General features: G+C 49.1%; 10 protein-coding genes. 5 read left to right on the top strand and 5 right to left on the bottom strand.

Translation table 11 applies throughout. The features are described 5' to 3' along the window. Nucleotides 1-17: 17 nt before the first annotated feature. The 3 genes from metH to EL628_RS15930 form a co-directional block, all read right to left on the bottom strand. Entirely contained in the window at nucleotides 18-3,611 is a 3,594-nt protein-coding gene (metH, locus tag EL628_RS15940; RefSeq protein WP_126580915.1) for a methionine synthase, read from the bottom strand. Between the two features lie 431 nt (nucleotides 3,612-4,042). Continuing rightward, a complete protein-coding gene (locus tag EL628_RS15935) occupies nucleotides 4,043-4,555 on the bottom strand; it encodes a hypothetical protein (RefSeq protein ID WP_126580914.1) in 513 nt (170 codons plus the stop codon). A 47-nt stretch (nucleotides 4,556-4,602) separates the two neighbouring features. Then, complete coding sequence (locus EL628_RS15930; protein ID WP_126580913.1) at nucleotides 4,603-5,610, bottom strand: hypothetical protein; 1,008 nt, start codon at nucleotides 5,608-5,610, stop codon at nucleotides 4,603-4,605. A 488-nt stretch (nucleotides 5,611-6,098) separates the two neighbouring features. On the opposite strand from EL628_RS15930, the gene EL628_RS15925 reads away from it, so the two are divergent. Further along, entirely contained in the window at nucleotides 6,099-7,271 is a 1,173-nt protein-coding gene (locus EL628_RS15925; RefSeq protein ID WP_126580912.1) for a carboxylate-amine ligase, read from the top strand. Nucleotides 7,272-7,364: 93 nt separating this feature from the next. On the opposite strand, the gene EL628_RS15920 is transcribed toward EL628_RS15925, so the two are convergent. Then, the gene (locus EL628_RS15920; protein ID WP_126580911.1) at nucleotides 7,365-8,558 is read right to left on the bottom strand and encodes an aminotransferase class V-fold PLP-dependent enzyme; all 1,194 of its coding nucleotides are present in this window, start codon (nucleotides 8,556-8,558) and stop codon (nucleotides 7,365-7,367) included. Nucleotides 8,559-8,671: 113 nt separating this feature from the next. Further along, complete coding sequence (locus EL628_RS15915) at nucleotides 8,672-9,109, bottom strand: YbjQ family protein (protein ID WP_126580910.1); 438 nt, start codon at nucleotides 9,107-9,109, stop codon at nucleotides 8,672-8,674. Nucleotides 9,110-9,235: 126 nt separating this feature from the next. Between EL628_RS15915 and EL628_RS15910 the strand changes: the two genes are divergently transcribed. The 4 genes from EL628_RS15910 to EL628_RS15895 all read left to right on the top strand — a co-directional run bounded on the left by EL628_RS15910 (nucleotide 9,236) and on the right by EL628_RS15895 (nucleotide 14,225). Next, nucleotides 9,236-10,258 carry a homoserine dehydrogenase gene (locus EL628_RS15910; RefSeq protein WP_126580909.1) on the top strand — a complete coding sequence of 341 codons (1,023 nt, stop codon included), beginning with the start codon at nucleotides 9,236-9,238 and terminating at the stop codon, nucleotides 10,256-10,258. Between the two features lie 185 nt (nucleotides 10,259-10,443). After that, on the top strand, nucleotides 10,444-11,580 hold the full coding sequence (locus tag EL628_RS15905) for a mannosyltransferase family protein (protein WP_245994252.1): 1,137 nt from the start codon (nucleotides 10,444-10,446) through the stop codon (nucleotides 11,578-11,580). A 138-nt stretch (nucleotides 11,581-11,718) separates the two neighbouring features. Further along, on the top strand, nucleotides 11,719-12,822 hold the full coding sequence (locus tag EL628_RS15900; protein WP_126580907.1) for an RNA polymerase sigma factor: 1,104 nt from the start codon (nucleotides 11,719-11,721) through the stop codon (nucleotides 12,820-12,822). A 14-nt stretch (nucleotides 12,823-12,836) separates the two neighbouring features. Further along, a complete protein-coding gene (locus EL628_RS15895) occupies nucleotides 12,837-14,225 on the top strand; it encodes a serine hydrolase domain-containing protein (protein ID WP_126580906.1) in 1,389 nt (462 codons plus the stop codon). The last annotated feature ends 137 nt before the right edge of the window (nucleotides 14,226-14,362 follow it).

Below are 14,362 nucleotides of genomic sequence, written 5' to 3'. Positions count from 1 at the left end.
TGACCTGAAGCTTTCGACTAGACTGCTGCGGTCTCTGCTGAAGATGTGCGAACGGCAAAGTAGACGGATTGTGGATGATGGATAACAATGGCGGCAGTGGTCTGTTCAGGAACCAGTTGATAGCTTTCAGTGAGATCAACATTGATTGTCTCGCGCACTGGCAGCAATTGGAAGAGCTTCTCATGATCGGCGAGATCAGGGATTGCGGCATAGCCCCAGCTATAGCGCCGTCCACGCGGCTCCTCAAGTTTCAACTCCTGTTTGATCAGATTATTTGCATAGTCGGCCATTGCCTCCGTCATCTGAACTGAGAGTCCATGAATGAAGTAGGCTTCTGAATAGTCACCAGCCTGTTGTGCTCGCTGTACAGCTTCGCTGGCCGGCTCGCCCATTGTCACAACCTGGAAGGCTACAACATCAACCTGACCACTCTCTACCGAAGCGAAGTAGTCGGCCAGGCAGAGTCGTTCCCGCTCGGTTTGACGAGGGAAGCCAAAGCGTGAGATTTCGCGTAGCTCGGGCGTGCCACTACTTGTTTGTTGGAAAGGTTGTGGATCATAGATAATCAGCTCATTGCCGCTTGATTGGCAGGGATAATAGCCATAGATCATCCGTGGTTGGAGATAGCGTTGCTGGCGAGCCTCGCGGAGCATACGTTCCAGGCGCGGCTGAAACTCCTCTTCAACCAGGCGCGTAAATTCGGCCCCATGCGCGGTTCCTCCCCAACGTCCGCGATAGAGCGCATTCAGGTCAAGATTGACGGCGATATCCTCCAATCCGATCCGCTCAAGTACGCGTGGACCCCAGAATGGCGGGGTAGGGAGCGTGGTGAGTGGCTTGATGCTCTCCGATGGTTTTGTGGCTGCCGCTTGATCGACAGGTGCAACAGGTTCTGGTCTGGCTGCTTTGCGTGTGCGTTCTGCGAGAGCTTCTTGCTGGATGCGCTCCACAAACCTGGCCTTTTCTGTGGGAGCATTGGTTAATTTATCGATAATATCCAGGCCTTCGAAGGCATCGCGAGCATAGAAGACGCCAGGATCATAGATCTGAGGCGTTGATTCGGGGGTCTGCTCATCGACGAACAGAATACGGCGTCCAAATGAGCGGTTAATCGCAGCTCCACCGATAATGACCGGGAACTTGAGATTGCGCTTATGCAGCTCTTTGACGCAGAGAGGCATCTGTTTTGAGGTACTGACCAGCAGCGCAGAGAGTCCAATAGCATCGGCATTTACCTCAACGGCCTTATCCAGGATTGTATTGAGAGGGACCTGTTTGCCGAGATCATAGACAGTATAGCCATTATTACTAAGAATCGTATTGACAAGATTCTTGCCGATATCATGGACATCGCCAAAGACTGTGGCCAGAACGATCTTCCCTTTAGTATAGCCCTCCTGCTTCTCCAGATATTTCTCCAGGTGAGCCACAGAACGCTTCATCACTTCAGCCGATTGGAGTACAAAAGGGAGAATCAACTCACCAGCTCCGAAGCGGTCACCAACATCTTTCATGGCCGGTAACAGGACCGTATTGAGGACATTAACGGCTGTATCGCCAGTGCTCCAGCCTTCGGCCTGCGAGCGTTCGGCGATCACCTCATCGATCAGCGGCTCAACCCCTTCTTTGCGGCGATGGAGGATCTGCCAGTGAATCTTTTCGGCTGCGTTCATCCCTTCCGTTGGATCGACTCTGGCCACGCCTTCATCTTTTTGTGGGCCATGGGCCTCAAAATAGGCAATATAGCGAGGCAGAGCATCTTCTCGATTAAAGATCAGATCATCGGCGAGCTGGCGTTGCTCGGCATCAATCTCGGCATAGGGAGTAATATGGGTTGGATTGACAATCGCCATATCCAGGCCGGCCTGTACGGCATGATAGAGAAAGACACTGTTGAGCACTTTGCGAGCATGCTGTTTCAGACCAAAGGAGACATTGCTTACCCCTAGAATCGTCATCACGCCAGGCATTTCAGCCTTGATACGCGTGATGGCGGTCAATGTCTCCACTCCAGCAGTCTGAAGCTCTTCCTGTCCCGTTGTGATGGGGAAGGTCAGTGGGTCAAAAATCAGAGCAGTGGGCGGCAACTGATATTCATTGACGCAGATATCATAGATCTTCTGCGCGATCTCAACCTTTCGTTCGATGGTTTTGCCCATTCCGATCTCATCAATCGTCAGTGCAATGACCGCAGAACCATGCTCAAGTGCGAGCGGGAGCACACTTTCAATGCGTTGGCGTCCTGTCTCCATATTGATCGAATTGATAATAACGCGGCCAGGAGCAATCTCGAGGGCCGCCTGGAGGACTGGTGCTTCTGTAGAATCAATGACCAGAGGAGCCTCCACGCCCATTGAGAGCTTTTTTGTCAGGATCGCCATCTGAGCGGCCTCATCGGTTCGTTCTGTCAGCGCAACCTGAACATCAAGCACATGAGCGCCCCCCTCAACCTGTTCGCGGCCAATTGCGAGCAGCGTGTCATAGTCATCGGCTAGAAGTGCTTGCTTGGCTTTGCGACTGCCGGTTGAATTGACGCGCTCCCCGACCAGCAAAGGAGCCGGGTCCTGTTGCATCGAGACCGAGCGGATACCGCTGGAGACCAGTGGAGGAATAATCTTTGTAAAATCTTTGTGGAGAATATTCTTATCGGCGATAGGGCGGGGATGACGGGAGACGGGACGACAGGCATTCACAATAGCGCGAAGATGTTCATGGCTGCTGCCACAACATCCCCCCACAATATTGACGCCAAACTCAGTAATAAATTCGCGGAGAGCCTGTGCCATTGGTTCGGGCTCCATCGGATAGACGGCCTGCCCATTCACATTGAGGGGAATACCAGCATTGGGAATGGTTGAGATGGGCAGAGGGCAATTCTCGGCCAGAAAGCGGACCGGCTCACGCATATGTTCGGGGCCAGTAGAGCAATTGAGGCCAATAATATCGACGCGCAGAGCCGTCAGCGTCGTCATCACTGCACCGATATCCGTTCCCAGAAGCATCCGACCGCTTGTATCGAGCGAGACCTGAGCTTGAATCGGAACCTGCCGACCCACCTCCTGCATAGCGCGGCGTAGACCGGTAATCGCCGCCCGAACTTCAAGAATATCCTGACTTGTCTCAATCAGAAGGAGATCGACGCCTCCAAGCAAAAGACTATGGGCCTGCTCACGGAAGATTTCAACCAGTTGTCGGTAGGTAATATTGCTCAAGAGAGGATCATCGGAGGAGGGGAGCATACCAGTAGGGCCAATAGAGCCAGCGACAAAGCGTGGCTGCCCTGGCGTACTATAGCTATCAGCCAGACGACGAGCGAGTTGAGCAGCAGCAAAATTGACCTCATGAGTCAGATGACCGATGCCGTACTCATCCAGTTTCAAGCGGCTGGCAGTAAATGAATCTGTCTCCAGTACATCGCATCCCACCTCAAGGAAGCCAGCTTGAATCTCCTCGATGATCGCTGGTCTGGTGAGAACAAGATATTCATTGCACCCTTCGGTAGCCGCGCCACCATAATCTTCAGCCGTTAATTGATAGCGTTGTATATTTGTACCCATCGCGCCATCATAGATAATCACGCGTTGAGCCAGGGCATCGAGAAAATTGCTCATAATCCCTCCACAGTCCATCTTCAGGGGTCAGACGTATCTTTCATAGACTCCGTGACCAGAAGAGGTAAATGTTGCTAGTGCATTCAGGTATATTTCTGCTCATCGCCAGACAGGAAGGAATGTATAGACAGATCGCCCTTCAGCATAATTATTGGTAACATCTCAGTGGCGTCAAGCAGATAGTCTGTAGTATGGTCTCCAGGTTATCATCCATTATACCATGAGCCATCTGGAAAAGGGCTTTTTTAAGAGAGAATCTTGACCGACTTACTCAAGATTAGTGTGGATGCTAGCGAATTATTTCACTCATTCAGAAGCGATCGATCAAAGCGATACAGGGGAGGATTATTCGCTAAAAACGCGAGGAGATCCGCTCTCTATGGTGGATCTCCTCGCGTGACATATTCCTATAGTTCTACTAGTTCTACTGTTTATAAATTATAGCCAGCTAATTGCTGAGTATAAAAATTTGTATTTTTTTCGAAATCTTCCAGGGCCTCATAAGATGACTGGCTATAGATGCCATTGTAGCCGCCATAGACGGTTGCATAGACGAGCGTAACGCTATTGGGATCACTATTTAAACGCTCTTTGAGTAGCATCACTTTAAAGAGCTCGTAGCAAGAGCCGGCTCCATAATTGCAGGGGCTTTTCTTTAGGAAGATCTCAACCTTACAGCCGGTTTCGCGCAGCATATCCAGGTACTCATGGAATTTATCGGCATAGTGTACAGCGAGAAGCTCTTCCGCATGATTGGATGGGCGAACGCCAACCTGCTCTGGATCATGTGGTTGAGACCAGATCGTCATCGCATGAGCGTCATTGATGGCGACGACACACCATGTATCCTGTGGCGACTGATTCGTCTGCATAACTGCATCAACCTGTGCACGAAGCGCTGAGCGGCTTTTTTTGGGAGCGGAGACAAGTGTCATGCCTGGCATTGACGTACCTTTCTGCTAGTAGATCGCATTGGTAGAGAGAGATACCACTAAGATGCTGTCGTAGAGTGAGTCTGGACGGCTAATGAGCCTGGAAGCTTCAGTTTTCCAGGGGCCCAGAGAGCGAAGCCCAGCCATGCGAGCGAGATGAAGAGGATAACACCTGACAATTGACCGAGAAAAGGAATATGCAGAAAGAATTGGCCGAGCAGATTAAGGAGTGCACAGCAGATCATGAGTAGCAGGGCCGAGCGTGGGCGAACGTCTGCAACCAGAAAGATGAGCCCCAACAACAGGCACCCAGGAGCAAGTAAAGCACCGGACATCAGCATCAAGCCCAGTGTGCCAAGGAGGGGCAGAGGAGGTAGACCAATGCTAGCGAGCAAAGAGCTAATCGTTGGAACAGTAACGGAGGGGACCGAGCCCGAAGGAACAGTTGGTGAGGAAGCGGAAGGGCAGCTCAGGCTACTCCCACCGAAAGGAAGATTCTGCGTAACGGTATTGCAGGCGCTTGTTGTGCCGTTAGTAACGGTGGAAGTGGCTGTATTGGTTCCATTGATAACCGTTGAGGCAGCAGTATTAGTGCCATTCTGAACCGTATTGTACATACCCTGTAGCTGTGGAGCAAGATCAGGGAGCTGGCTAACTACTTTAAACAGCCAGGGAAGAATAAAGAGATCAACTGCGCAGGTGCCCGCGATAAGTACGAGTGCTCCTAATAAAAAGACAAGCAGGCCAAACTGTCCGACCGAGCCGATGCGCAGCATATATTGCGCATAGAGTGCAAGAAACCCAAACACTAAGAAGATCACACCACTAATGACCAGCCAGACGGCCACACTCCAGGTTGGGCTTAACGGATCTGTATGGACAGCAGCTAGAAGCCAGCCAACCGTTGATAGAACCCCACCAACGCAGATGAGCAGGCCAGTAACTCTCAGAATGAGACGCGAAACCCAGCGTAAGAGCTTTTCCAGGCGGCTAAAGAAAGTACCCACCAGATGAATACCATGAACAACAGTATCTTGTAGACCAGCGGTAGATAAGGGCTTCTCCATTCCATGCTCCTCCTGGCAAACAAAAAGCGACGTAAAATGGTAAAAGTGTAGAAATGATATATATAGTAATAACTCGATTTGATGTTTAGATGATGATGGCAAGAAAATACGCAATCTCAATGATCAATTAAGATATCTGTCTGTTTTGATCATCTAATAGTAATACGGTAACAATGCAGAATTTTGGTGGGTTATTTTGCGATGAAATGAACTATACATTTGTGGCTAGAAACTTCAGAGATGAGTTCAGCGTAAGAGTATGTCTTAAGAGCCTGGGGACACGTTTGATGTCCCTTCCAGCTTGAAGAAACGGACGGTTTTTTGTCAAAGATGCATGAAATATACACTTGTTATGTATATGACGTCAGACAATATCTCTTCAATAATGAAGTATTGAGGTTATCTCGATCAGCATTGGCGGCTCTTAAGACACACTCTAAGAAGAGTGTGAACATGGCAAGAGAATAGCGTCGTCGGAGGTATTGGATATGAGCAAGCGTTTCACACTGGGTATTGAGGAGGAGTTTCAACTGGTTGATCCTCAATCCGGCAAACTGCGTTCAAGTGCACAGAGCATACTAGAGAAGGGCGCTCCAATCTTTGAAGAGCAGATCAAACCTGAGATGTTGCAATCGACTGTCGAGTTTATTTCAACAGTCTTGCCGGATATCGCAGCGGCAAGATTAGAATTATATGCAGCCCGGGCACTGTTAGCTCGCCTCTTACAGAATGAAGGACTGGTGCTGATAAGCGCAGGAACGCATCCAATCTCTCCCTGGTGGGAGCAGAAACGGACCCCGCGTGAGCGCTACGAATCTATGGAAGATGAATATCAGGACCTGGGGCGTTCAATTCAGATCTTTGGCCTTCATGTGCATGTTGCGGTTGACTCAAAAGAGCGCTCGGTCAAACTGATGAATCAGGTACGAACCTGGCTGCCGCAGCTCGTTGCCCTCTCCAGCAACTCGCCATTCTGGAATGGGCGCATGACAGGCATCAAGTCCTATCGTTCAGTCGTCTGGAAGAGCTTTCCACGCAGCGGGATGCCTGATATTTATCGAACGCGTGAGGATTTTGATCGCTATGTCCAGAGATTGGTCGATGCAGGCTGCATTGACAATGCCAAGAAGATCTGGTGGGATATCCGTCCTCATCCATTCTTTGACACACTGGAATTCCGTATCAGCGATATGCCAGCTTCCGTCGAGGATACCCTTGCCCTTGCGGCCCTTTGTCAGGCGCTCGTTGCCAGATTGACACAGCTGGACGAACAGGGCCAGGATGTGCCAATTTTGGAGCGCGATTATATTGATGAGAACAAGTGGCGAGCAACACGCTATGGACTGGACGCTGAATGGATTGACTTTGCACAGAATCGTCGCCTGAGTATGAGAGATGCTATTCGTGAGACGCTTGAGTTTGTAGATGGCGTTGTGGATGAATTGGGGAGCAGGCGTGAAATGAATTATCTGCGGGCATTGTTAGATGATCCACGAGGAACTGGAGCCGACCGCCAGATGGCCATCTATCAACAGAGTGGTGGTGATCTTCAGCAGGTTGTACGCTATCTCATCGAGCAGACGATGCAGGGTGTCCAACAAGATGATGCCTCATTTTCTGAGAAGTTTCTGCGCTTCAAAGCCATCGAGCTGGCAGTATAGCCGATGGCTCCCGCAAAAAAGGACGGGCACACCCATGTTCAGAGAGAGATTGTGTCGAGGTCCTTTTTTGCAGTGGAGACAGTAGTGACACTATTAGATCAGGTTCTCAATGGCAGAGCAGAAACGAGCGATCTCCTCTTCGCTATTGTAGTAGTGAACGGAGGCACGCACAAACGTCTTGATGCCGCGAGCCTCCAGGTCGAGGAGTGTGGAGTTCTGAACGCCAACCGAGACATTGATGTTTTGTTCAGCCAGCCGTCGCTGAATCTCTTCAGGCTCTTTCCCATCAATCGTAAACGTGACGATACCACATTGAGTGATGCCGCGGTCTCTTACGATGAGCCCGGGGAGAGGGCTGAGTTGGGAACGGAGTTGATAAGAAAGCAATTTGATGCGCCGCCAGATCGTTTCCATGCCCCATTGAAGCGCGTAATCGATAGCTGCTCCCAGACCTACGCGATTGGCATAATTTGCCTCCCAGGTTTCAAAGCGGCGAGCATCTGGTCGCATCTCATAGCTCTCGCGAGCAGTCCAGGTAGCAGCATGGAGATCAAGAAAAGGAGGTTCTAGCTGATCCAGAACCGCTTTGCGCACATAGAGAAAACCGGTACCGCGAGGGGCGCGAAGATATTTGCGACCAGTAGTCGAGAGAAGATCACAGCCAATCTTCTGTACATCAATTGGCATCTGTCCAACCGATTGGCAGGCATCTACCAGATAGAGGATACCCGCAGAACGAGCAATCTTACCGATCTCCGCAATTGGATTAACCAGACCACCACTGGTAGGAACATGGGTAATTGAGATCAGTTTCACACGGTCATCGATGGCATTGCGGAGCGCATCCAGCGAGAGCTGTCCATAAGGATCATCAGGAATGGGTTCAACAATGGCCCCAGTCTTGTGAGCGACCTGTAAATATGCGATATAGTTGCTTGCATATTCGGCCATTGAGGTCAGGATACGATCGCCAGGCTTAAATGGAATGGAATAGAATGCCATATCCCAGGCACGCGTGGCATTCTCCATCAGCGCAATCTCCTCCCGAGAGCAATTGATCAGTGTTGCAGCAGCATCATATGTATGTTCAATAGCTGCCTGGGAGGCTGCGGCCATCTCGTAGCCGCCAAGCAGAGCTTCGCGCTGAAGATAGGTAATGGTTGCATCTAAGACCGGCTGAGAGGGGAGAGCTGAGCCTGCATTATTGAGATGAAGAACCTCTGTGGTACCTGGCGTTTCCTGCCGAGCGATCTGAAGGTCAAAGGGTCTGGTCTGGATGGTAGTCAAGTGCTAACCTCGCTTTTTCTCTTTATTGTAACAAAAAAGAGTGCATTGGAGAACAGCACTTTGCGCCTCAATCGTTGGCATCAGGCGCTGTTCTCCAATGCACTCTTACAACCTCAGGTAGTGGGGATAACAACCTTGCCCTGTCCGATAGGGGGCATATTGGGGCCGCCGCCGACATAGCGCACCGCAGTCCCGATTGCAGTAACTTCCATCCATTCGTTATTGTGCATAAACTCGACTTTAATGTCGACGCCAATCACACCATCGGCCCCTAACTGATCTGCTTCAAATTGCATGCGACCAAGGGCAAGCTCACGAGCCTGATACATCAGCTCAGAATATTCGCGAATCTCGCCTTGAAAATTGCCCTTAATACCAACGAGCCAGTTGCGCACCGCTCCCATTGAATAGACGCAGTTGCCCATCACCAGACCCATAGGCTGGAAACCTTTATCAACCACCAACCAGAATTCCTGACCGCTGAGATCGGAGGTAAAAGCTCGGCCCCGGTACCCTGGTTTGACTTCCATTGCATTGCGTGGATTCCCCATCCAGATCTACTCCCTTTTCGTATGGTTAGAAATACGCTAGAAACCCAACATTCTGTATGATAGCATAAGAGAGGACTGCTCTTGATGTCAACCATTCATGTACTGTAACGTAAGGAACTAACAAAAATGAAATTTTATCGTCTGTGTATCGTAGGCTTTGGAAATGTGGGCCAATCGCTGTTACGGCTTTTAATAGAGAAGAGAGATGAGCTACGTGAGAAGTATGAGGTCGAATGGCAGGTGACTGGTGTGGCCTCCCGACGCATTGGCTGGCTTGCGGATCCAGAAGGTCTGGACGTAGCCGCACTCCTGAGAGGCGAATGGCCTGAACAGAAAGGGCAGCCAGCCAATGTGCGCGAATGGTTAATTGCAGCGCGTGGAGATGTCTTATTTGAGCTGACCTCGCTGAACGTTGAGACTGGCGAACCTGCTATTGAGCATATTCGGACGGCTCTAGAGCTCGATATCCATGCGATTACAGCCAATAAAGGAACGATTGTCCATGGGTATCATGAGCTACAGAGCCTCTCCCGTGAGCGAGGCAAAAGATTTCTCTATGAAGCTACCGTTATGGCTGGCTCTCCACTCTTTTCCCTTTTTCAAGCATCGTTACCTCTTGCCAGATTGCTTCGCTTCCGAGGTTTGCTAAACTCAACCAGTAATGTTGTACTGGCGGAGATCGAGCAAGGAAAGAGCTTTGCAGATGCAATTAAAAAAGCTCAAGAGATCGGTATTGCCGAAAGCGATCCCAGTGCCGATGTTGATGGTTGGGATGCTGCGGTTAAGGTCTGCGCCATTGCAAAGGTTCTCATGGAGGTTGAGCTCCCCTTAGAAGCCATTGAAGTGCAGGGTATCCGCGGATTGAGTGTTGACGAGATTCAGAAGGCAAGTCTGGCTGGTCGACCGTATAAACTGGTTGCGGGGATCGAGCGCACTGAAGGAGGAGTGAAGGCCTGGGTGCGGCCTGAGCAGATTACGCCTGGCGATCCGTTCACCACTATTGGACCTGCTGGCTTGCTCTCTCATTTTGAGTTGGACGTGATTCCAGGCCTGACGATCGCCTTACATATTCCCAATAGTGGTACAGCAGGACCCGATGTGACCGCTTACGATGTGCTGGCAGATTTTATTCGTGTGGTCCAGCACTGATCTTTAGGAGGCTCTTACTGAAAACCTCTTTCGGTCAGAACCCCTGAGCATAACGGTAAGGAAACTAAGAATGCTTGTAGAATATCAAGAAGAGATCGTAAGCGAAAAGAACAACTCGCTCTGGAAAATAGCCTGTAAAGAGGCGGGGCTGGATCTTTGCGATTAGCCGTTTCATCTTGCTGCTCGTGACCTTTATTGGGCCCAGCGTCTTTCCTTCTTTCTCTCAGGAACAACACATAGTGCAGGAGAAGAAGGTCTGGGTAAAGATTGTGGCGTTTCCAACGCAGTGTGCAATAGATATCAAGCATTGTCTTGATGCCTGGGATACCTGGGACGTAGGAGTGTTTGTGGATGTGGCTCATCGTGGTTATCCATCTGACACGGATAAACAAGATCTCGTTGCCTTTTTTCCTGCATGGCCCCTTGTTCTGCATCTGGTGGGAGATCATGGTGGGGATCCCTATCAAGTTCTTTTTTATGTTGGTTTGATTCTAACAAACCTGAGCTTTTATGGAGCTCTGGTCCTGCTTTATCTGCTGGTGGCCAGACGATTTGGGGCTGATATAGGGAAGAATACCTTATTTTTGCTGGCTTTAAGTCCCTATGGCCTTTTCTTCTTTGTTGGATATAGTGAAGCCTTTTTCCTGTTGCTCTGCGTCGCTCTCTTTACTTTTTTAGAGCGCGGGCATTGGTGGTTAGCTGGTGCTTGCGGCTTTGTTGCGGCACTGACGCGTTCGGTTGGAATCGTTCTTGTTCTACCTTTTCTGGTCGTCCTTTTACAAGATTATGTGGCGCAGAGGAGAGTGAACTGGCGTCTGGCAGTCGGGCGTCTCATGCCCGCTTTATTGGTGCCTTTGGGATTGCTGCTCTATATGAGCTATCTGGGCATGATTAAGGGGAATATGCTGGCCTTTACTGTGGCTGAAGTCTCCTGGGGGCGCTCCTTAAATTTCCCCTGGGCTGGTTTTGTCGATGTATTGAAATCTTTTGTGTATTGGCGTCAGAACTTTGAAGAGAATGTGATGGATTTTCTCTTTACCCTGTTCCCGATGATAACTCTTGTACTCTGGTGGAAGAGGCTACCATTGACATACAGTATCTTTACGACTGCAATGATCTTTTTTGCACTGCTCCATCCAATTCAAGGCATAAATTATCCACTTTCGTCATCGCCACGGTTTATGCTTGTCCTTTTTCCACTGTACATCCTGCTGGCGATATGGTGTAAGAATGAGCGTGTGAGAAGTGTGCTCTTTCCATTGTCGTGTGCACTCTTTACTATTAATGCACTCTTATTTATCTGTCATGGTTGGGTCGCATGAGGCTGTGAAACGAATTGTCATCTCCGGATCTTTAGAGCGTTAGTTTTTTTCATTTTGTGCATCATACTAGTAGTTTGAAACAGAAGCAAGAGCGAAGTGTATAGTGGATATTATACACTCTAGAATGGATAAAACTGGATGCTTGACGATCTTACGCTCGTGGGGTTGCGCCCATCACTAGTACGGTTCTGCTTAAAGATGATAGGAGATAGCGCTTTAGCAGAAGATATTGCTCAGGAGACACTGCTGGAGGCATGGGTGCATCAGCACGAACTGCGTGATCAGGCACGTCTTGCTTCCTGGATGTTTGGAATTGCTCGTAATCGTTGTTTGATGTGGTTGCGCCAGCAAAAACATCATGCAACGTCAATCAGCCAACTCACTCAGGGAGAAGCAGAGACAGCACTTATGAGCCAGATGGATTTAGAACAGGATCTTGAGGCAAAAGAGATTGCTGAACTGTTGGAGCATGCTCTGGATACCTTATCGCCAGCTATGCGAGAGTTGCTCATTCATCGTTACTACGATGAAATGTCACCTGGCACAATTGCGATCCAGGCAAAGATTAGTGTTGCGGCTGCCAGTATGCGGCTGCAACGTGCAAAGGCAGCATTGTATCAGATTCTGCATGAAAATCAGAAACTGGATGGATACATAATGCTCTCAGGGAAGAAGGGATGGCAGGATACACACCTCTGGTGTCCGCACTGTGGTCAGCATCATCTATCTGTGCGTAGCACAGTAACGGAATTGCACTTTATCTGCTTTGGTTGTGTGCCAGCGTCACTTGCTTCAACCATTCATACAACTATCCCAAAAGCGTTATTTGGGACTGCAAAAGGGTATAAACGCCTCCTCTCACATCTTTCTGATTGGCTTGCTGGAGCGTGGAATGGAATGAGAGAAGGGTTAAGATATTGTCCCTATTGTCATTCATCGGTTGTCTGGTGTTCCCAGCCATTTTCAATTCCAGGCCAGGAGCTTCAGCCTGGTTTTTCTGCAGACTGTGAACAGTGTCGTTTCTCCTCTTACCTTTCCTGGGAAGGAATTATCCTGGCTCAGGCAGAGGTACAACGTTTCTGGCTTCGTTTTCCCAGGATGCAGATTGTACTTGAGCAGGAGCGTGAGATTGCAGGACAACGTGCAGTCGTAGTAACAGTTCGAAGTATACCAACGCAAGCGCGTGTGGAGTGCTGTTTGGGACTGGAGCAAGGAAAGATCCTTGAAATCATAGCGAGATAAAGAGGGGATTAAGAATGTCTATTGTTACCGATGATCCGGAAATGAAAGCTTGTATAGACCAGCTGGATGTCTATTTGCATGAGGCCATGATAGAGCATCACTTTCCCAGTTTTGCTATTGGCATTATGCACGATCAAGATGTTGTATTGTCATCAGCATATGGTTATGCGGATCATGAAAAAAAAGTCCCGGCCACTTCTCATACCATCTACGCCCTCGGTTCAATCACCAAATTATTTACAGCAACATTGTTGTTACAGATGCGAGACGCAGGAAAAGTGAATCTGGACGATCCACTGACAGCCTATCTTCCAGAACTAAAGATTGTTTCGGCATTTGGGGAGGTACGCCCTCCAACATTTCGGCAGACAGTGGCCCATATTGCTGGTTTCCCTAATTTTTCTGAGGGAAGTTTGAGGCAAGAAAAGGATGTAGTGATTGCACCTTTATTGGAAGAGATGTTTACGCCAAAGCTGGTTATTCCTCCAATGACCGAGCATCGTTATTCAAATCTGGGTATCTCATTGATGGGACATGCGTTAGCCAGAATCAGTGGACAGAGCTATGAGGAGATGGTACAGACCCATATTTTAGATCCACTTGGTATGAAAATGACAGCTTTTTCCATTCGTGATGAGATGCGTCCTTATCTGGCAACAGGTTACGTAGCTTCTCATGGATCTGAAAGATCACAAAAGATTGCCCCTTACTTTGAAGCAGGAGGGATGAAGCCAGCCGGTGGGTTGTACTCTTCAATAGAGGATATGGAGCGTTTTATCGCATTACAGTTTCGGACTGAGAGCACAGGAAGTTCCGTTGATGTTCCCATACTTGATGGGCGAAGCATAAGAGAAATGCACAGTCCAACGTTTTTTCTCAATCAAGAATGGAGAAATGCGATTGGGTTAGGCTGGTTTCTAGAGCGTCTGGGTAAGTATACAATTGTCGGACATGATGGAGGAATATTTGGCTTTGGATCAGATTTACTTCTGGTGCCAGCCTTGAAACTGGGAATGATCCTGTTGACCAATGTTGGTAGTCCAGTTAATGGGGTCAGCCGAGGGGTATTGGAGCGATTGCTTCCTGTCTTTGAGAGGTATCAACTGAGACAACAGGAGGATGGAGAGCGAGCTCTTGCGCCGATCCCGCTTGATTGGCAATGCTATGAGGGAGCGTATACTGAGCTTAATCTGACTCAGACCCTGCGTATTCTGTTTACTCCAACCATGTTAAAAGTGCAGGCCCCTGATGGGAGTGAATCGAGATTAGAGAAAGAGGGAGAGCAAAGCTTTCGCGGAAGAGGAGGCCCGCTTGATGGAGAGCTGTTTACATTTTGTAAGCATGAAACAGGGATAGTAGAGAGCCTGAAAGTATCACTATTTGAGTTTGTAAGAACGCAATAACGTGCGATTGTTCCTGGTCGAGACTCAAGAGTTAAAAAAATCTACAAGGAGAAAATCAGTCCCCTCTGAAGATTATTCTGTTATAAAAATAATCTTGGGAGGGGGACTGCTTTTCTCCTTCGACAGAGAAGTTGTCG

The sequence above is a fragment of the Tengunoibacter tsumagoiensis genome (genome assembly GCF_003967535.1).
GTDB lineage: Bacteria > Chloroflexota > Ktedonobacteria > Ktedonobacterales > Ktedonobacteraceae > Tengunoibacter > Tengunoibacter tsumagoiensis.
This window is presented reverse-complemented; position numbering and strand designations above follow the sequence as displayed.

Bases quoted from the DNA above. Each gene is read 5' to 3' on its own strand.
- metH (WP_126580915.1), bottom strand. From the start codon at position 3,611: ATGAGCAATTTTCTCGATGCCCTGGCTCAACGCGTGATTATCTATGAT.
- EL628_RS15935 (WP_126580914.1), bottom strand. From the start codon at position 4,555: ATGCCAGGCATGACACTTGTCTCCGCTCCCAAAAAAAGCCGCTCAGCG.
- EL628_RS15930 (WP_126580913.1), bottom strand. From the start codon at position 5,610: ATGGAGAAGCCCTTATCTACCGCTGGTCTACAAGATACTGTTGTTCAT.
- EL628_RS15925 (WP_126580912.1), top strand. From the start codon at position 6,099: ATGAGCAAGCGTTTCACACTGGGTATTGAGGAGGAGTTTCAACTGGTT.
- EL628_RS15915 (WP_126580910.1), bottom strand. From the start codon at position 9,109: ATGGGGAATCCACGCAATGCAATGGAAGTCAAACCAGGGTACCGGGGC.
- EL628_RS15910 (WP_126580909.1), top strand. From the start codon at position 9,236: ATGAAATTTTATCGTCTGTGTATCGTAGGCTTTGGAAATGTGGGCCAA.
- EL628_RS15900 (WP_126580907.1), top strand. From the start codon at position 11,719: ATGCTTGACGATCTTACGCTCGTGGGGTTGCGCCCATCACTAGTACGG.
- EL628_RS15895 (WP_126580906.1), top strand. From the start codon at position 12,837: ATGTCTATTGTTACCGATGATCCGGAAATGAAAGCTTGTATAGACCAG.